The 16,856-nt window shown below is 63.6% G+C and carries 19 protein-coding genes; 4 read left to right on the top strand and 15 right to left on the bottom strand.

The features are described from left to right. Positions 1-87: 87 nt before the first annotated feature. The gene (locus ACTJK4_RS12965) at positions 88-723 is read right to left on the bottom strand and encodes a LuxR C-terminal-related transcriptional regulator (RefSeq protein ID WP_024977602.1); all 636 of its coding nucleotides are present in this window, start codon (positions 721-723) and stop codon (positions 88-90) included. 410 nt (positions 724-1,133) lie between these two features. On the opposite strand from ACTJK4_RS12965, the gene ACTJK4_RS12970 reads away from it, so the two are divergent. The 4 genes from ACTJK4_RS12970 (at position 1,134) to ACTJK4_RS12985 (ending at position 5,114) form a co-directional block, all read left to right on the top strand. Then, positions 1,134-1,955, top strand: coding sequence for a flagellin N-terminal helical domain-containing protein (locus ACTJK4_RS12970; protein ID WP_027679880.1), 822 nt, complete (start codon positions 1,134-1,136; stop codon positions 1,953-1,955). A gap of 197 nt (positions 1,956-2,152) precedes the next feature. Then, a complete protein-coding gene (gene fliD, locus ACTJK4_RS12975; RefSeq protein WP_440818083.1) occupies positions 2,153-4,201 on the top strand; it encodes a flagellar filament capping protein FliD in 2,049 nt (682 codons plus the stop codon). Between the two features lie 60 nt (positions 4,202-4,261). Next, positions 4,262-4,699: a flagellar export chaperone FliS gene (gene fliS, locus ACTJK4_RS12980; protein WP_232039042.1), complete on the top strand. Its 438-nt coding sequence runs from the start codon at positions 4,262-4,264 to the stop codon at positions 4,697-4,699. A 58-nt stretch (positions 4,700-4,757) separates the two neighbouring features. Then, positions 4,758-5,114: a flagellar protein FliT gene (locus ACTJK4_RS12985; RefSeq protein WP_027679883.1), complete on the top strand. Its 357-nt coding sequence runs from the start codon at positions 4,758-4,760 to the stop codon at positions 5,112-5,114. Here the strand turns inward: ACTJK4_RS12985 and ACTJK4_RS12990 are convergent. The 14 genes from ACTJK4_RS12990 to ACTJK4_RS13055 all read right to left on the bottom strand — a co-directional run bounded on the left by ACTJK4_RS12990 (position 5,108) and on the right by ACTJK4_RS13055 (position 16,850). After that, positions 5,108-6,190, bottom strand: coding sequence for a glycosyltransferase (locus ACTJK4_RS12990; protein WP_440818084.1), 1,083 nt, complete (start codon positions 6,188-6,190; stop codon positions 5,108-5,110). The two genes, ACTJK4_RS12985 and ACTJK4_RS12990, sit on opposite strands and share 7 nt — an antisense overlap. Next, a complete protein-coding gene (locus tag ACTJK4_RS12995) occupies positions 6,187-6,630 on the bottom strand; it encodes a MarR family winged helix-turn-helix transcriptional regulator (RefSeq protein ID WP_433868278.1) in 444 nt (147 codons plus the stop codon). Before ACTJK4_RS12995 ends, ACTJK4_RS12990 begins: the two co-directional genes overlap by 4 nt. A gap of 74 nt (positions 6,631-6,704) precedes the next feature. Continuing rightward, positions 6,705-7,127 carry an organic hydroperoxide resistance protein gene (locus ACTJK4_RS13000; protein WP_232039045.1) on the bottom strand — a complete coding sequence of 141 codons (423 nt, stop codon included), beginning with the start codon at positions 7,125-7,127 and terminating at the stop codon, positions 6,705-6,707. A gap of 158 nt (positions 7,128-7,285) precedes the next feature. After that, positions 7,286-7,612 (bottom strand): flagellar hook-basal body complex protein FliE, encoded by a 327-nt coding sequence (gene fliE, locus ACTJK4_RS13005; RefSeq protein ID WP_232039046.1) that lies wholly within the window; start codon positions 7,610-7,612, stop codon positions 7,286-7,288. 18 nt (positions 7,613-7,630) lie between these two features. Further along, positions 7,631-8,905, bottom strand: coding sequence for a glycosyltransferase family 2 protein (locus tag ACTJK4_RS13010; RefSeq protein WP_440818085.1), 1,275 nt, complete (start codon positions 8,903-8,905; stop codon positions 7,631-7,633). Continuing rightward, entirely contained in the window at positions 8,898-9,614 is a 717-nt protein-coding gene (locus ACTJK4_RS13015) for a WbqC family protein (RefSeq protein ID WP_440818086.1), read from the bottom strand. The genes ACTJK4_RS13010 and ACTJK4_RS13015 overlap by 8 nt, the downstream gene beginning before the upstream one ends. After that, positions 9,611-10,126 carry a GNAT family N-acetyltransferase gene (locus ACTJK4_RS13020; protein ID WP_433868276.1) on the bottom strand — a complete coding sequence of 172 codons (516 nt, stop codon included), beginning with the start codon at positions 10,124-10,126 and terminating at the stop codon, positions 9,611-9,613. Before ACTJK4_RS13020 ends, ACTJK4_RS13015 begins: the two co-directional genes overlap by 4 nt. Next, on the bottom strand, positions 10,123-11,298 hold the full coding sequence (locus ACTJK4_RS13025; protein WP_440818087.1) for a class I SAM-dependent methyltransferase: 1,176 nt from the start codon (positions 11,296-11,298) through the stop codon (positions 10,123-10,125). Before ACTJK4_RS13025 ends, ACTJK4_RS13020 begins: the two co-directional genes overlap by 4 nt. A gap of 2 nt (positions 11,299-11,300) precedes the next feature. Next, positions 11,301-12,143, bottom strand: coding sequence for a phytanoyl-CoA dioxygenase family protein (locus ACTJK4_RS13030; RefSeq protein ID WP_440077874.1), 843 nt, complete (start codon positions 12,141-12,143; stop codon positions 11,301-11,303). Next, positions 12,128-13,279 carry a DegT/DnrJ/EryC1/StrS family aminotransferase gene (locus tag ACTJK4_RS13035; RefSeq protein WP_440077875.1) on the bottom strand — a complete coding sequence of 384 codons (1,152 nt, stop codon included), beginning with the start codon at positions 13,277-13,279 and terminating at the stop codon, positions 12,128-12,130. Before ACTJK4_RS13035 ends, ACTJK4_RS13030 begins: the two co-directional genes overlap by 16 nt. Further along, the gene (gene rfbC / locus ACTJK4_RS13040) at positions 13,276-13,869 is read right to left on the bottom strand and encodes a dTDP-4-dehydrorhamnose 3,5-epimerase (RefSeq protein WP_440077877.1); all 594 of its coding nucleotides are present in this window, start codon (positions 13,867-13,869) and stop codon (positions 13,276-13,278) included. The genes ACTJK4_RS13035 and rfbC overlap by 4 nt, the downstream gene beginning before the upstream one ends. After that, a complete protein-coding gene (gene rfbG, locus ACTJK4_RS13045) occupies positions 13,866-14,972 on the bottom strand; it encodes a CDP-glucose 4,6-dehydratase (RefSeq protein ID WP_440818088.1) in 1,107 nt (368 codons plus the stop codon). Before rfbG ends, rfbC begins: the two co-directional genes overlap by 4 nt. Beyond that, positions 14,957-15,730, bottom strand: a complete 774-nt coding sequence (gene rfbF / locus ACTJK4_RS13050) for a glucose-1-phosphate cytidylyltransferase (RefSeq protein ID WP_440818089.1) — start codon at positions 15,728-15,730, stop codon at positions 14,957-14,959. The genes rfbG and rfbF overlap by 16 nt, the downstream gene beginning before the upstream one ends. A 10-nt stretch (positions 15,731-15,740) precedes the next feature. Next, on the bottom strand, positions 15,741-16,850 hold the full coding sequence (locus ACTJK4_RS13055; protein ID WP_316871875.1) for a glycosyltransferase: 1,110 nt from the start codon (positions 16,848-16,850) through the stop codon (positions 15,741-15,743). Between the last annotated feature and the right edge of the window lie 6 nt (positions 16,851-16,856).

A 16,856-nucleotide genomic window follows, 5' to 3' on the forward strand; every position in this document is an offset into this window, starting at 1 on the left:
AGGTTGGCGTGAGAAGCGCAGCCGTACACGTGTACGGCGAGCATCGCAAGGCCAAGATCGGGGTGCGCAGTAGCTTTACGGGGCACCCTAGAGTTGGAGGCCGTTGCTGACTACGTACATGGTCAGCTCGGCGTTGTTGCGCAGCTTCATTTTCGAGAGCACGCGCCCCCGGTACACGCTGACCGTCTTGACGCTGATCTGCAGTGCCTCGGCAATCTCGCCCAGCGTGCGGCCGGAGCCCAGCATGCGCAGCGTCTGGAATTCGCGGTCGGATAGGATGTCGTGGCGGGGCTTGTCCCAGTCGACGTTCAGGTTGTCGGCCAGGACTTCCACAAGATCCGAAGGCAGGTATTTCTTGCCCTTGGAGATGGCGTTGACGGCGGCCAGCAACTGCGGCTGGCTCGCGTCCATTGGCAGATAGCCGGCGGCGCCCGCCTTCAGCGCCCGGACGGCAAGCAGCGCTTCAGGGTGGCGGCCCAGTGCCAGCACGGCCAGGCGCGCATGCTGCTGGCGCACGGTCTTGATGGTCTGGAATTCGTCTCCGGTGGCCGATTCCACCGAAAAGAGCATGACGTCCCACTCGCGCTGGGCGAGCAGGTCGTTATTGGCATCGCGCAGGTCCGGCACGGCCTCGATCTGCCGGGCCAGGCGCGAATCCTTGAGGATCTGGCGCAGGCCGACACGGGCAATATCGTGCGGTTCGACGATCAGGACATTGAGCATGGTGGGTGTTGCGGGTCAAACGCGGGCTCGCATCGAGCTCTTCTTTCCGCCGGCAGGCTGTTGGGCCGACCCGGCGGGCTTGCAACTCCCCATCTGTGCACTGTGTGGCGCTCTATATAGAGAAGGATGCTGGCGCCTATGGACTGGTCGATCGAGTATAGCCGAGGGCCTGCAGGCCAAGAAGCAGGCTCACCGCCTCTTTTGGAGGGGTGCCTAAAGTCAGGCGCCCGCAAGCCCAAACCGCCGCCGACGCACAAATTTGTCAAGGCGACCCTAAACTTTCCTCAGAGGCCACCGATAACCTGAGTACAACGCAGACCTGATCCCCTTCAAGTTGCAGGTCACGTTGCCCGGCCTAGCCGGAATTAGCAAACACGGGCAACAAACCATCGGGAAACTTAGGAGCCGTCATGTCCCTCAGCCTCAATACCAACATCTCGTCCCTGCAAACGCAGCAAGCTCTGTCGCAATCGCAGTCCGCTCTGCAAACGTCGCTGCAACGTCTGTCGACCGGCCTGCGCGTGAACAGCGCGAAGGACGATGCCGCTGCTTACGCTGTGGCTTCCAGCCTGACGACCACGCTGAACTCGCAAACCCAAGGTATCCAGAACGCCAACAACGCACAGTCGTACCTGCAAACGGCCGACTCGTACCTGGGCCAGGTTGAAAACAACCTGCAACGTATGCGCCAACTGGCTGTGGAAGCCAACAATGGCGGTCTGTCGACCACCGACCAGGCCAACCTGGACAAGGAATACCAACAGCTGGCCACGGCCAACAAGAACATCGAGACCAACGCCAACTACAACGGCGCCAAGCTGTTCGACGGCTCGGTCACCTCGACCACGTTCCAATACGGCCAAAACTCGTCGACCGACGTCGCTACCGTGACCAACGCCAACCTGGCCAGCTTCGGTACGCTGTCGAGCACGAGCGTGACCTCGACCGCCAACGCAACGGCAGCCCAGGCCAAGATCGACGCCGACCTGGCCAGCCTGAAGGCAGCTCGCGCTGACCTGGGTGCACAGCAAAGCGGTCTGAGCTCGACGATCAACACGCTGACCTCGTCGAACACCGCCCTGTCGGCTGCAAAGTCGGCCATGGTCGATACCGACTACGCTTCGGAAACGTCGAACATGACCCGTCAGAACATCCTGCAGCAAGCGGGTACGGCGATGCTGGCGCAAGCCAACTCGGCACCGAACAGCATCCTGAGCCTGCTGAAGGGTTAATCAGTAAGTTGGATGCAGCCTCGCCGCCTCGCGGTTGGGCCAAGGGCCGGCGCTCCTCGGGGCGCCGGCCTTTTTTCTTTTGTCGGATACCCCACTTTTTCGTGGGTGGCGCCTGCATAACCTGCCCTAAAGAAGCTGCGGCCAGTGCCGTTGTGTAGAGAGACTTCCGCCGGCGCAGATGCTTATCGGACCCGATCATGGCGACTACCACTACCACCTCCTCAACCAGCAGCTACGTTCCGCCGATCTCCATTCCCGGTATCGGGACGAGCATCGATGTCAATTCGCTGGTGTCCAGCCTCATGAAGGTGGAAAGCCAGCCGCTGACGCAACTGCAGACGCAGCAAAGCTCGTACCAGACGCAGCTGTCGGCCGTTGGTTCGCTCAAGAGTGCGCTGTCGACCTTCCAGACGGCGCTGTCGAGTCTGACCAGTGCGTCGAACTACAGCGCCATGAAGGCCAGCGGCTACGACAGCTCAATGCTGAGTGCGTCGGTGACGGGCTCGGCGCCTGCGGGTTCCTACGCGGTCAACGTCACGCAGCTTGCGCAATCGCAGGTGCTCGCGGCGCAGGGGCAGACCTCCACCACGACGGCCATCGGCAGCGGCGCATCGACCACGATTTCGTTCTCGTTCGGCTCGGTGTCGGGCGGCTCGTTTTCCGGTGGCAAGTACACCGGTTCGACGTTCACGCAGAACGGAAATCTGGCGGGTGGCTCGATCACGATCGATTCTTCCAACAACACGCTGGCGGGCATCCGTGACGCGATCAACTCGGCCAACCTGGGTGTGTCGGCCAGCATCGTGAACGACGGCAGCGGCAGCCCGTACCGTCTGGTGCTGACGTCGACTGCGGGCGGCTCCAGCTCGGAGATGAAGATTTCGGTGTCGGGCGACTCGACGCTGCAATCGCTGCTCTCGCAAGACCCGGCCGGCACGCAGAACATGACCGAGGTGACCACGGGCCAGAACGCCCTGGCCACCATCAACGGCATTGCCGTGCAGAGCCCGACCAACACGTTGTCGAACGTGGTGGACGGCACATCGTTCACGCTCTCAAAGACGGGCAGCACCAACGTGACGGTGGGCAACGACCCGACCGCCACCACCACCGCCGTCACCAACTTCGTGAACGGCTACAACGCGCTGCGCACGCAACTGAATTCGCTCACCAAGATCGACACCGCCAACAGCGCCAACAACGGCCCGCTGGCGGGCGATGTGAGCACCAAGACGCTCATCAACCAGATTACCGACGTGCTGGGCCAGGCGGTCGGCAACGGCAATTACCAGTCGCTGGGCAGCGTGGGTGTGACGATGAATTCCGACGGCACGCTGTCGGTTGACAACACCAAGCTGTCGGCAGCGGTTGCAAAGTCGCCCAGCCAGGTGGCGGGCTTGTTTGCCGGTACCGGCACGGCCACCGATTCGCTCGTCAGCGTGCCGACGTTTTCGGATTCCACGCAGGCCGGCACCTACGCCGTCAACGTGACGCAGTTGGCCACGCAGGGCACGCTCACGGGTTCTGCCGCCGCCAACACGACCATCACGGCGGGTGTGAATGACACGCTCGCGTTCAACATCAGCGGCATGTCCGTCAACGTGACGTTGGCGGCCGGCAGCTACACCGCAGCGACCCTGGCTGCGCAGATCCAGAGCCAGATCAACGCATCGACCACGCTGCAGAGCGCCAAGGTCACTGCGTCGGTGTCGGCTGACGCCAGCGGCGTGCTGAGCGTGACCGATAGCCAGTTCGGCTCGGTGTCGGCGGTGTCGGTATCAGGCGCGGGGGCTTCATCGCTCTTCGGCGCGAGCCCGACGGCCACCAACGGTCTGGATGTGCAGGGCACCATCAACGGCGTTGCTGCCACCAGTTCGGGGCAGAACCTGTATGGGGTCAGCGGTTCGGCAACCGACGGCTTGACGGTGCAGGTGGCCGGCGGCCCGCTGGGCGCCCGTGGCACGGTCACGGTGCAGCGCGGTTACGCCGCCCAGCTCAATACGGTGATGACGGGCCTGCTGTCGTCCAGCGGCATGGTGCAGAACGAGACGGACGCGATCAACAGTTCGCTCACTTCGCTTGCCAGCCAGATCACCGCCATGCAGACGCGGCTGGATAACAAGCAGGCGCTGTACTACACGCAGTTCAACGCGTTGTCGGCAGCGGTGGCGAGCATGACGAACACCAGTAATTACCTGACGACGCAGCTCGCGGCCATTGCCAAGCAGACTTCGAGCAGCAACTAAGCCGGGTTCAGGTTTAGAGCACAACCCAAAACAAAACAGACTACAGCGAGGACCTTTTCCATGTACGCTGCACGCCGTGCCATCGGTGCCTATGCGCAAGTCGGCATCGAGACGTCCGTGGTAGACGCCAATCCGCACCGCCTCATCGCCATGCTGTTCGAAGGCGCGCGCGCCGCCATCAACCTGGCCGGCGCCGCCATCCAGCGCGGCGACGTGCTGGCCAAGGTGCGAGCGTTTGACAAGGCAATCTCGATCATCGGCCAGGGCCTGCAGGCCAGCCTCGATCACCAGCGCGGCGGCGACATCGCTGTGCAACTGAACACGCTGTACGACTACATGCTGCGCCGCCTGCTGGTGGCCAACGGCAACAACGATCTGACAATCCTCGCAGAGGTGGACGCCTTGCTGGTCCCGCTGCAGGATGCGTGGCTCGCCATCGGCCAGACCGGCCAACCGGCTGCCGCCGCGGCGAACAGCCATCTGAGCGTTGTGAGCTGATTGCCGGTCGTTTGTAGGAACGCGACCTTTGACTGAATTCGGCCCAACTGGAGCCAATATGCACCGCAACATCCCGATCAAGGACAGCGAAAGTCTGTTCACCTGCTACGAAGCCATCGCACGCCTGACCGCCGAAATGGTCAGCGCGGCCGAAGTGGGTAACTGGGAAGTCGTCAGTACGCTGGAACGCGAGAGCGCCGCCTATGTGGATGCGCTGCGCCGTTCCGAGCCGCATCCGCAGCTCTCGCGTGCAGACGTGGAGCGCAAGCGCACGCTGCTCGTGCGCATTCTGGAAGATGACGCCCGCGTGCGAGCCATGGTGTATCCGCGCCTGGACCGCCTGCAGAAGCGCATCGACACGGCGCGCCGCGCCACCACCGCAAGCAACGCTTACGGCAGCATGGCGCGTTATTGAGACGAAGCGTTCTGCAGCTGTTTTGACAGCGTCAGATAGTGCTCGGACTTGCGTGCGAGCGCGTGACTCTGCATCTGGTACACGATCGCCAGTTGCTGGGCAGCGAGGAAGCTGCCCCGGCCGACGACGCTGCCGTCCATCTCCGGTTGATCGCCGATCTCAAGGCAACGGTTGAAGACCTGCTCTGCCAACGGTAGCCACCGGGCGCCTGCTTCATCAGGCTGCTTGGCCGCCGCATCCAGCAACACCAATCCCAGCGCGAAGCACAGATCAGGAAAGTCCGGCCACGTCTGGATGGCGACATCGCCTTGCGCGAGCGCCTCTTCAACGCGGTCGGCCTTGCCGAGGCTGTACACATAGCGCAGCGCGAGGTTGCGGCGGTAGGGCGCATCAGGCGGCGCCAGGCTGAAGGCGCGTGCGTAGTAATTCACGGCCTTTGCGTAGTCTTCGTGATGCAGTTCGGTTTCCTTGCCGAGCTGATACAGCACGTATGGGTCGTCCGGCCGATGCGCGAGTTCATCGAGCAGCAGTTGCGTATTGCGCTCGCCTTTCTTCTGCATCTTGGCCGCGGTATAGCCGTCGTGGCGCACCACAATCGGCACCCGCGTCGCGGGAAAGGATGACACCGGCTGTTCATGGATGCGCCCCGTGTAGTGCACGCCACGCGGCAGCAGGCGCGGAATCCACGCAATCAGTTGGCTGGTTGATTCGGTTGCATCGGTATCGTTCTTCACACACACCACGCCCACGGACGGCTCTCGGCCGCTGAGTGTGCGCAGGTGCTGGCCGCCACTCTCCAGCCATTCGTCTGCATCGAGGACGAGATTCCAGTCGGCATTGGCAGCCTGCAGCGCGGTGTTGCGCGCGGCCGAGAAATCGTTCGTCCAGGCCATGTGGCTGACGAGCGCGCCGCACGACTGGGCAATGGCTACGGTGTCGTCGGTCGAGCCCGTATCCAGCACCACCATGCGATCGACAAACGGCTTGGCGCTGAGCAGGCAGCGCGCAATGCTGGCGGCCTCATTGCGGGCGATGACAACCAGCGCCAGATCGGCGGAAGCGGACGGTGCGCTCATTCGCGGTCGTCCGCCGTAGCCAGCGCGTCGAGCAGCTTGCGCAGCACGTTGCGCGTGGCGCCAATCTCGTCCAATTCCAGCGGAATCTTGCAGACAAGGGCTTCGGGCACTTTGGCCGCCCGCTCGCGCAGCCCGCGGCCGGCATCGGTCAGCTCGATGACGACGCGGCGCTGATCCTCGGGATCGCGCGTGCGGGTGACGAGGCCTTGTTCTTCCAGGCGCTTGAGCAACGGGGTCAGCGTACCCGTATCGAGGTACAGCGTGCGGCCGAGGTCACCTACGGCGCACGGCGCCTGCTGCCAGCACGCCAGCATCACGAGGTATTGCGGATAGGTCAGGCCCAGCTCATCCAGCAGCGGCCGATAGAGGCGCGTCAGCAGATGGCCGGCGGCATACAAAGGAAAGCAGAGCTGCTGATCGAGCGCCAGCACGTCGTTCACGGAAAACTCCCGGGGGGACGGTCTGGCGCCCGAGCGGCGAGTGCCGCATCGGCCCTGAAAAGGCTAAGCGAGGCTCAGCGCGTGACCGTGTTCAATTGGACGTCAATATTGCCACGGACGGCATGCGAATAGGGGCATACACCATGTGCGGCAGCCACAAGCGCCTCCGCCGTCGCCTGGTCAACGCCGCTCAGGGTGGCCGCCAGCGACACCGTCAACGCAAACCCGCCGTCTTCGCGCGGGCCGATGCCGACCGTGGCCGTGACCGATGTCGACGCCAGCTTGATCTGCTTGGCACGTGCAACATGCAGCACTGCATTTTCAAAGCAGGCGGCGTAACCGGCGGCAAACAGTTGCTCAGGGTTGGTGGCGGCACCGCCGGCGCCGCCGAGTTCGCGCGGCAGCGACAGGGGGAGGTCGAGCGTGCCGTCGGCGCTGCGAACATGGCCGGCACGGCCGCCTTCAGCGGTGACTTGCGTCTGGTAAAGCGTCTTCATGGTCGGGTCCTCTTGCTGGGAAACCCGGTCGGCGACATGTCGGCCGGGAGATCGATGTCAGAAATCGATGATGCAATTATATTGTGTGCAATATAAATCGCAAGGGCGACCGCAAACCCTTTTCCCGAACGTGGAAAAAGGGGGAGGGGAGAGTGATCTCAGATCGACATGCTCATGATGCTTTGATAGGCCGAGACCAGCTTGTTGCGCACCTGTACGGCCGTCTGCATGTCGATGTTGGCCTTCTGCAGCGAGAGCATCACGTCGTGCAGGTCGACGTCGTTGTTGCCCATTTCAAAGCTGCGGGAAATGGATTCGGCCTTCTGCTGTGAAGCGTCGACGCGGTCCAGCGACGACTTCAGCACGGAGCCGAAGTCGACGCTGGGTTTGCCGGTTTCGCCGCTGGCGCTGCTGCCGCCGACAGTGGACGGCGCCAGCACGCTGTTCATCAGCGAGACCACGGAATGGGCGTTGGAGAGATCCATGTGGGTGTGACCAGTGACTCAGGGGAATTTGGCGAGCGTTTCGAGTTCCGACACGAAGCGGACTTCGCGGCCGACCGGCACCGCAATGTGCATCGGGATCGGCGTGACGACGATGGTGTGATGCGGAATGGCGTCATCGTCGTCGAGCACCAGGAACTCCGTGTCGGCAAAGCCGTGCGCGTGGTGGAAGACCTGAAGCGGCGCGCGGCGCAGCGTGGCGTACTTCGGCGGCTGGGGCTTGAACGGGTCGAGCTTGGTCACGTATTCGAACGCGGCGTTGACACGGTACAGGTCATACGGTGCGGGAAGATCGGACACTTCACCCAGCGCGCGGACGCGGTTCGCGATGTAGTAGTTGTCGATCCAGTTGCCGCCTTCATGCGTGCGCAGGCGCAGCGCAACCTTCATGCGCGCCAGCACGAACTGGTTGATGGCGTTCAGCCATTCGGGGCGCTCGGCGGCCGGCAGCGTGTGCGAGAACTTGCCGAACAGATATTCGAGGCCACCGCGATAGCGGTCCCACGCGTGTTTCACTTCTTCGTTGCCGGCCTGGGCGCGGGTCTCGTCGGCAAAGTAGCGCGAGACCGAACGATAGAACGGCGTCTTGCTGAAGTACACCGCGCTGGAGCCGAGCATTTCGGCCGCGTGCACGAAGGCGTAGAACGCGGGTTCCGGCGCGCTGAAGTAGATGCGGTCCATCACCTCGCGGCGCGCCAGGTAGATCTCCGGAAAGAGGTGGTGCGACAACACCAGTGCCAGCAGCTTGGCGTAGTCGTGCTGCTCGATCAGGTAGTTGTCGTCCTGGCGATAGAACGCGGTGACGTCCTGCCGCGTCGGCAAGTCGTGAATGAACCACGGCGCAAAGATGACATCCACGCCCGGGTTGCGCTCGAAGATGTCGATGTTGTTGTTGATTTCGGCCAGGATCGGGAGGTCGTCATCGGCGTGGTAGAGCACGTACTTGCCCTGCGCGCTGCGATAGAGCTGGTTCAGGTTTTCTGCCGAGCCCAAGTTGGACGGGCGGCGGAAATACCGGATGTTCAGCTTGTCCTGATAGCGGCCCACAACCTCTTCCGTCGCGTCGGTCGAGCAGTTGTCGCCGATCAGCAGTTCGTAGCTGAATTTCAGTTCGCCGATCTGCGAGACGAGTTCTGCAAGCAGATTCTCGAGATAGCGGGCGCGGTTGTAGGTCGGGATGCAGACGCTCAGCGCAACCTGCTGGATGACCGCGTCGTGCTTTACGGGCGCGATGTCCTGCAGCGCTTCGGTTTGGATTGCTTCGATTTCACTCATGGATGAACTCGCGCCAGTGGAGGGTCTGAGGGCACATGTACTGCTTGCCGGCCGGGCCATGATTGGCAATCAGGTCCAGGCTGCTGACAAACGGGGTGAACGCGCCATGCAACTGCGGATACGGCCGCATGGCGTAATTCATGTATTCGACGGCAACGCCTTGCTGCTCGAACTCGGCGTGGGCCAGGTAGTTTTTGGCGCCGTGTCCGGTGATGTAGGTGTCGCCTTGCAGCTTCTTCACGATGGCGAGCACACGGTCGGTATTGCGGCCGGGAATGTCCAGTTCAGGCGAATCGACAAACTTGCGGTCCAGCTCGATACCCAGGTAGCGGCACACCGCGCGCATGGATGCCAGTGCCAGTTCGCCCATGTTGGCGTAGTCGGCTTCGTACACGGAGCGCACCAGCGTCAGCATGTCGCTTGCATGCGGCGCGGCCTCGTAGGCCTGCTCCAGCATGCGCAGATGCTGTGCTCGCCAGTCAACGTTGGTGGCGGGTTTGACTTCGTCGATGCGTGCGCCGAGGTGGAACTTCTCCAGCGGCACCGTCATCCAGCGCGTGCCGGCCGGCTCCTTGATCTGTACGCGGTTGGTGAAGCTGCCCTTGGAGAACTGCACGTCGGCGTAATTGACGAGCACGTCGGCCAGCAGGATCTGCTCAAGCAGACCGACCCACGGGAACAGCATCGGCTGTGTGATCACGACCTTCATGACGACAACATCCGTTCCATCAGGACAACGTCATGCCAACGGTTGTCTTGCAGGTAGTGGCCGGCCAACGTGCCGATGGTGCGGAAGTCGAGCTTCTCGTACAGCGCGATGGCGCGTGTGTTTTCAGCCAGCACTTCCAGCGTGATCTTGCGCAGGCACAGCGTTTCGCTGGCGTAGGCAAACGCGGCTTCGCACGCGGCACGCCCATGGCCCTTGCCTTGCGCAGACGACGCCAGGCAGATGCCCAGCGAAGCGTGTCGGTTGACCGCATCGATGTGGTTCAACTGCAGGTACCCCAGCACGCTGTCATCTGCCTGACTGGCAATGACAAAGAGCACCAGGTCGCTCTGTTTCGATTTTGCGATCAGCCAGTCGCGCACGCTCGCAGCCGAGTTCGGCCGCGGGCGCGTCATGAGTTGCAGCTGCGTCGGCACATCGTTGCGCAGCGTTAGCAGTTGAGGGATGTCGCTCTCGCGCCATTCCCGAAGGACGAGTGAACCGCGCGCGATCATGGCTGGAAACGGAAATAGCGGAAGCGATTCGGATACGCGGCTTCCACGGTGTGCCGCACTTCATCGGCAATGACCGGGTTCACGGCCAGGTACACCACTTCAACTTCGTCCGGAATGCTGTCGAGCGCCACCACCGGCTTGCCCGCCAGGGACGACCCTTGCAGGTACGGGTTCTGATCAACAAACGCGCGCAGGGCATGCGGCTGTTGCAGGTTGCTGGCGGTGTAGGCGCCATAGAACCCGGCGCCGTAAATGACGGCGGGCGCACTGCCGTGCTGCGTTTCAAAGTCCGTCAGATGGCTGGAGGCTTGCTGCCAGAAGTTGGCCAGCTTGTTGGCTGCGCTCTGCGTGTCGGCCAATTCCTGTGCGTCCAGCGCCGCCGCGACTTTGCTCTCGCCAGGCCGGCGCGCGGCGGTCACGACGAACGCGCCACGGTGGCTGTGCGCATCGGCCTCGAGCAGATCAAACCCGTGGTTGGCAAGCAGCGTCTGCAGCGACGTGTGCGTGAAATGGTTGACGTGATCCGCCACCAGAAAGTCCACCGAGTTGGTGAACGTGTTTGGCACGATGGCGTACAGGCGGCCGCCGTCGCGCAGCAGGCTGTGAATGTTGCGCAGCGCGGTCGTCAGGTCGGGGATGTGTTCGAGCGAGAAGAACGAGCTGACGACATCGAACGAACGCTGCCATGCCGGCGGGATCGTGTACGTGGCCCATTGTTCGGGGCTCAGGAATTTTTCCCAGAAACCGACGTAGCGGTCGCTGATATCGAACAGGTGGACGTTTACGTCGGGGCGCTGCTGTTTCAGCAGGCGCATGGTGGCGCTTTTTGCGCAGCCGAAGTCGACCACCCGAGCGCCTTCCGGCAGGGCCAGCTTGCGTTGGAACGTGGCGACCTGGTGGTCGGCACGGAAGATCTTCTGGCCGTTCTCAACCGCGTAGATCTGGTCTTCTTCCTCGCTGCCCACGAGGATGTCGTACTCGGTGTCGTAGAAGCTGCCGTTGTCACACAGCTCGGCGGTCTGGATATGGCCGCACGCGGCACAGCAGAAGACTTCCAGCGTGCCGTCCATGGCACGGCGCAGCGAAGACAGCGAGCTTTGCGGCGCGGCGCGATAAATCGGTTCTGGCAGCGGTTGCTGGCAGACGTTGCAGGGCAGTGCACCTTGGATCATGGTCAGGCTTCCACGGAGAGTTCGGGGTGGACGGTACGGAAGTCGACGCCGTTGGCGTACGAGCCCTTCCAGCCGTGCGAGCGCCCGGTCGGCTCGCAGAAATTGAAGTAGCGGAACTGCATCGACCACCGTGAGCGCTGGCTCGTGTTGTGGCCCGATGCGTGCAGCACCAGGAAGTCGACCATCACCAGATCGCCCGGCTTGGTCAGAGGCTGCACGTGCGGATAGCGCGCGAGGTAGCTCGCCTCGTCCTTGATCAGCAATGCATAGGCGCCTTGCTTGCCGGCGTTGTCCGGGTCGGCGCTGAAGACGGGCAGCGGGCCTTCCACGTGCGAGCCGGGGCAGAACTCCACCGGCCCAATCTCGGGCGTGATCTCCACTAGCGGGCTCCAGAACACCACGCCGTCGAGGCTGCGCAACTGGGCCGGATATTCCTGATGCCAGTTGGCACGAAATTTCTCTTCGCGCGGGTTGTCGATGCGGATGCCGGAGCCGGCGTGCGCAATGCCCGGCAGCGCGCCGGGGCGCACGCTGCGAACGAGGTGCTCATGGCGCTCGTCGCCCAGCAGGCGGACAAAGGCGGGGATCTGCTTGACGGCGTCGTACACCTCGGCGCCGTATTTGCGATTGGCTTTGATGACCGCCTGATAACCGTCGTCGAATCGTTCCGGCGCAAACGGCGCGCGGTCAATGTCGAGACGGTATTTGTCGATCACCAGACCGATGATGTCGTAGATCGCCCGTTGAATTGGCTCCACCTGCGACGGCGCATAAAAGTCGCGCAGGATCAGGAGGCCGTCGCGCTGGAATGTCTCGATTTGATCGGGGCTCAGGATGCCAAGCATGTCAGCGTCTCCTGATGTTCGCGCACGAGATCGAGCACGACGTTGCACACCGTCTCGATGTTCTCGCTCGACATGTCGTGATACGACGGCAGGTTGATGGCGCGCTCGGCAATCGCGTAGCTGTTGGGCGCGTTGTGGCGCGCGGTGGCGGCGGACGTGCCGAACAGCTCGGTTTCGCTCAGCGGATAGAAGAACACGCGTGCATCAATGCCGCGGCGCGAGAACGCAGTCAGCAGCCCGTCGCGCGTAATGCCCAGCGCTTCGTCAAACACAACGGTGGGCATCCAGTAGCTGTTGAGCGTGCCGGGCGCCTCGGGGTTCAGCGCAAGGCCGGCAACGCCGCCAAGGTGCGCCTGATACTCGGCAAAGATCTCGCGCTTGCGGGCAACCAGTGCGTCGATGCGCTCGAGCTGCGCGCAGCCGATGGCGGCCTGCACGTTGGAAATACGGTACTTGAAGCCGATGAAGTCAGACCAGAACTGCTTGCCGCCGGGCACGCGACCATGGTTGTTCAGTGTCATCACGCGGTCGTACAGCGCGCGGTCGTTGGTGACGAACATGCCGCCTTCGCCCGTCGTCATGGTCTTGGTGCCATGGAACGAGAACGTGCCGAAGATGCCTTGCGACCCCGTTGCGTGGCCGTGCCAACGAGAGCCAATGGCCTCGGCTGCGTCTTCGATGACAGGAATGCCGTGGCGCTTGCCGATGTCGAGCAGGCGGTCCATCTCGCACAGGTTGCCGTAGAGGTGCGTGGCGATGATGGCCTTCGTGCGCGGTGTGATGGCCGCTTCCACGAGCGCCGGGTCCAGGCACCACGTGTCCGGCAGGATGTCGACGAACACCGGCGTCGCGCCCACGTAAGTGATGGGCGATGCCGTGGCGATCCAGTTCGTGTCGGCCAGGATCACCTCGTCGCCGGCGCCGATGCCGAGCGCGGCCAGGCCCATGTGCATGGCACCAGTGCAGCTTGAGGTGGCAATGGCGTACTGCGTGCCGACAAATGCCGCAAACTGCTTTTCGAAGCGGTTGATGTAGGCGTAGCACTGGTCGCCCCAGCCGTTGCGTGCGGCGTCGGTGGCGTATTCGACTTCCAGCTCGGTGATCGACGGCTTGGAGTACAGAATCTTCTGGGTCATGGCTGTTCCTGCAGTTCAGGATTCAGGGCCCGCAACGTGATGCCCGCAAACGCGTCGGTCAGCGGCGGATGGTTGCGGTCCCGGTCGGAGCATTCGGTAATGTCGAGCGGCCAAGCGATGTCTAAGCGGCTGTCGGTCGGGTTGAGGCCGTCTTCGGCGGCTTGCGCGTACGGCGTCGAGGTCAGATACAGCAGCTCGCAATCGTCTTCCAGCGCCTGGAAGCCGTGGGCAAAGCCGCGCGGCACCAGCAGGCTGTTATGGCGTTCGGCGGATAACTCCACCGCATGCCATTGCAGGAACGTTGGTGAGCCAGCACGCAGGTCAACGGCCACGTCGAACACACGACCGCGCACGCAACTCACCAGCTTGATCTCGGCATGCGGCGGGTATTGAAAGTGCAGGCCGCGCACGGTGCCGCGCTTGGCGGAATAGGAGTGGTTGATCTGGGCGATGGGGCTGTCAAAGCCGGCAGCGGCAAGTTCGTCCGCACAGAAGAAGCGCGTGAAGTAACCGCGATGGTCACCGATGACCTTGCGGCTGATTTCAACCACGCCGTCCAGCGGTGTCGGTTGGATGCTGAAGCGGCTCATGCGGCGCTCCTGGGTGTGGCAGCAGATGCGGCAGCGGTGAAGCGGTCGATCTGTTGGTCGCACAGCGCGCGCGCATCCGCGGTTTTTTCATGCAGATGCCGGTACCACGCGGCGGTTTGTTCCAGCGCGGTCTCGAACGGCCACGCCGTCTGCCAGCCTAGTTGCTGGCGTGCCCGGCTGGCGTCCAGATGCAACATGCCGGCCTCGTGCTTGCCGGTGGCGGCATTGGCGTCCAGTTGCCAGATCAGTGCGGGCCAATGTTGCTGCAAGCCTTGCAAGACCTGTTCGACCGTGCGCGTGGCGGCGCTGTCCGGGCCGAAGTTCCAGGCGGTTGCGCACGCGGCGTCGCCGGCCAACAGCCGTTGCGCGAGCACCAGGTACCCATGCAGGCAGTCCAGAACGTGCTGCCACGGCCGCGTGGCGTGCGGTGAGCGGATCACCAGCGGCGTACCGGCACGCATCGCGCGCTCGGCATCGGGGATGAGGCGGTCTTCCGACCAGTCGCCGCCGCCGATCACATTGCCTGCGCGGCCGGTGGCCAGCAGCGGGCCGTTGGCGAAAAAGGCGCGCCGGTAGCTTGCGGCCACCAGTTCGGCGCAGGCCTTGGATGCGCTGTACGGGTCATGGCCGCCGAGTGCATCTGTCTCGCGGTAGCCCCAGGCCCACTCGCGGTTGTCGTAGCACTTGTCGGTGGTGGCGACCACGATGGCGGACAGGTTCGTGCAGCCGCGCGCGGCCTCCAGCACGTTCACGGTGCCCATTACGTTGGTGGCGTAGGTGCCGACTGGGTCGTTGTACGACGCACGCACCAGCGGTTGCGCGGCCAGGTGAAACACCACATCGGGTCGCGCCGCAGTCATGGCGGCACGCAAGGCATCCGCGTCACGGATATCGCCGAGCGTATGGCCGGCCAAGGCGGATTCCACCTCGGCCAGCGTAAAAAGATTCGGGTGCGTTTCGGGCGCCAGGCTGTAGCCGGTCACATCGGCGCCAAGCTGGCGCAGCCACAGTGCCAGCCAGCTGCCCTTGAAGCCGGTGTGCCCGGTCAGGAAGACGCGCTTGCCGGCCCACGCACGCGGGTCGAGCGTCACCACTTTTTCCACGGTGCACTCCCCGCTTGCCAAAGGGCTTCCAGACTGTTCTTGTCGCGCAGCGTGTCCATCGGCTGCCAGAAGCCGTGGTGCTCGAACGTGTTCAGTTCGCCCATCTCGGCCAGGCGCGTCATGGGCGCGCCTTCCCACGGCGTGTCTTCGCTCGCGATGTATTCGATGACCGACGGATTGAGCACGAAGAAGCCGCCGTTGATCCAGCTGCCGCCGTCGCCGGGCGGCTTTTCGGTAAAGCCGGTCACGCGGGCGCCGTCGCGCTGGAGCATGCCGTAGCGGCCCGGCGGCTGCACGGCCGTCACGGTCGCCATCTTGCCGTGCTCGCGGTGGAAGGCGATCTTGCTGGTGATGTCGATGTCGGACACGCCGTCGCCGTAGGTGAAGCAGAACGGTTCGTTCGGGTCCAGATAGGCGGCCACGCGCTTCAGGCGCCCGCCGGTCTGCGATTGCTCGCCCGTGTCGACCAGCGTGACGCGCCAGGGCTCGGCATGGCGCTCGTGCACGGTCACTTCGTTCTTCGACATATCGAACGTCACGTCCGACATGTGCAGGAAGTAATTGGCGAAGTACTCCTTGATGACGTAGCCCTTGTAGCCGAGGCAGATGATGAAGTCGTTGATGCCGTGGGCGGCATAGATCTTCATGATGTGCCACAGGATCGGGCGGCCCCCAATTTCGATCATCGGCTTGGGCCGCAGGTGCGATTCCTCGCTGATGCGTGTGCCGAGGCCCCCGGCCAGGATCACTGTCTTCATGATTGCGTGCTCATGCGGCGGCGACTGCGCTGCGTTCCTGCATCTGCCGCGCGAGGTCGGAATATTGGTTCGACTTGATGGCCAGTGTGTCGGCCAGGGCGCGGTAGGTCAGCGCCAGGTACTTTGCGGCGGCAAAGCTGCCGCGCCCGAACACGGCGGCGTCCAGCTTGGGCTGCTCGCCAATCTCCAGGCACTTCAGGAAGGCGTTCTCCGCCATCGGCAGCCATTGCTTTTCGGCCTCGGCCGGGTGCTTGGCGGCGGCTTCAAACATCAGGTGGCCGAGCAGGTAGAAGTAGTCGGGCGAGCCCGACCATTCGTCCATCCAGTCGCCGGCCAGGGTGATGGCCTCGTCCAGTTGACCGGTCTGGCTCAGGCACGCCAGCAGGCAGATACACAGGTCATGCCGATAGGGCGACTGCTTGGGCGCCGTCGCCACGGCGCGGCGGTAATACTCGGCGGCCTGGGCTGCATCGCCCTGGTTGATCTGGAAATCCTTGCCGAGCTGGTAAAGCACGTACGGATCGTCCGGACGCGCGGCCAGCTCTAGCTGCAGCAGGGTGTGGTTGCGCCCGCGCTTCTTGTCGAGCTTGACGTCCAGATAGCCGTCGTGGCCGATCACCAGCGGCAGGCGAACCCGTTGCAGGTCGGCATCGGGTTGCTCGTGGATGCGGCCCTTGTAGCGCACGCCGCGCGGCAGCAGGCGCGCAATCCAGCTGTTGGATTGCTCCACCTTGCCCGAGACTTCAAACCCGCTGCGGATGCACACCACGCCCAGCAACGGGCCGAAGGTGCAGGCGTCGCGCAGCTCGTCCGTGCCGGCCTCGATCCATTCGTCGGCGTCCAGCACGAGGTTCCAGTCCGCATTGGCGGCGGCCAGCGCGGCGTTGCGGGCGGCGGAAAAGTCATCCACCCACGTGAAATGGTGCACCTGCGCGCCGCACGCCTTGGCAATCGCCACGGTGTCGTCGGTCGAGCCGGTGTCCAGCACGATCATGCGGTCGACGTGCGGCTTGGCGCTCATCAGGCAGCGCTCGATGCAGGCGGCCTCGTCGCGGGCGATGACGACCAGCGCAAGACTGCCCCTGGCGGGCTTGGCGCGGTGTTTGGCGTGTTTGGACATGCGGCG

This window comes from Ralstonia sp. 22111 (genome assembly GCF_052045895.1).
Classification (GTDB): Bacteria; Pseudomonadota; Gammaproteobacteria; order Burkholderiales; family Burkholderiaceae; genus Ralstonia; species Ralstonia wenshanensis.

What these genes read in the sequence shown, in the direction of transcription:
- ACTJK4_RS13025 (WP_440818087.1), bottom strand. Translation starts at nt 11,298, where the DNA reads ATGATCCAAGGTGCACTGCCCTGCAACGTCTGCCAGCAACCGCTGCCA.
- ACTJK4_RS13030 (WP_440077874.1), bottom strand. Translation starts at nt 12,143, where the DNA reads ATGCTTGGCATCCTGAGCCCCGATCAAATCGAGACATTCCAGCGCGAC.
- ACTJK4_RS13020 (WP_433868276.1), bottom strand. Translation starts at nt 10,126, where the DNA reads ATGATCGCGCGCGGTTCACTCGTCCTTCGGGAATGGCGCGAGAGCGAC.
- ACTJK4_RS12965 (WP_024977602.1), bottom strand. Translation starts at nt 723, where the DNA reads ATGCTCAATGTCCTGATCGTCGAACCGCACGATATTGCCCGTGTCGGC.
- ACTJK4_RS13000 (WP_232039045.1), bottom strand. Translation starts at nt 7,127, where the DNA reads ATGAAGACGCTTTACCAGACGCAAGTCACCGCTGAAGGCGGCCGTGCC.
- ACTJK4_RS12990 (WP_440818084.1), bottom strand. Translation starts at nt 6,190, where the DNA reads ATGAGCGCACCGTCCGCTTCCGCCGATCTGGCGCTGGTTGTCATCGCC.
- rfbF (WP_440818089.1), bottom strand. Translation starts at nt 15,730, where the DNA reads ATGAAGACAGTGATCCTGGCCGGGGGCCTCGGCACACGCATCAGCGAG.
- fliS (WP_232039042.1), top strand. Translation starts at nt 4,262, where the DNA reads ATGTACGCTGCACGCCGTGCCATCGGTGCCTATGCGCAAGTCGGCATC.
- fliE (WP_232039046.1), bottom strand. Translation starts at nt 7,612, where the DNA reads ATGGATCTCTCCAACGCCCATTCCGTGGTCTCGCTGATGAACAGCGTG.
- fliD (WP_440818083.1), top strand. Translation starts at nt 2,153, where the DNA reads ATGGCGACTACCACTACCACCTCCTCAACCAGCAGCTACGTTCCGCCG.
- ACTJK4_RS12985 (WP_027679883.1), top strand. Translation starts at nt 4,758, where the DNA reads ATGCACCGCAACATCCCGATCAAGGACAGCGAAAGTCTGTTCACCTGC.
- rfbC (WP_440077877.1), bottom strand. Translation starts at nt 13,869, where the DNA reads ATGAGCCGCTTCAGCATCCAACCGACACCGCTGGACGGCGTGGTTGAA.
- ACTJK4_RS13055 (WP_316871875.1), bottom strand. Translation starts at nt 16,850, where the DNA reads ATGTCCAAACACGCCAAACACCGCGCCAAGCCCGCCAGGGGCAGTCTT.
- ACTJK4_RS13035 (WP_440077875.1), bottom strand. Translation starts at nt 13,279, where the DNA reads ATGACCCAGAAGATTCTGTACTCCAAGCCGTCGATCACCGAGCTGGAA.
- ACTJK4_RS13010 (WP_440818085.1), bottom strand. Translation starts at nt 8,905, where the DNA reads ATGAGTGAAATCGAAGCAATCCAAACCGAAGCGCTGCAGGACATCGCG.
- ACTJK4_RS13015 (WP_440818086.1), bottom strand. Translation starts at nt 9,614, where the DNA reads ATGAAGGTCGTGATCACACAGCCGATGCTGTTCCCGTGGGTCGGTCTG.
- ACTJK4_RS12970 (WP_027679880.1), top strand. Translation starts at nt 1,134, where the DNA reads ATGTCCCTCAGCCTCAATACCAACATCTCGTCCCTGCAAACGCAGCAA.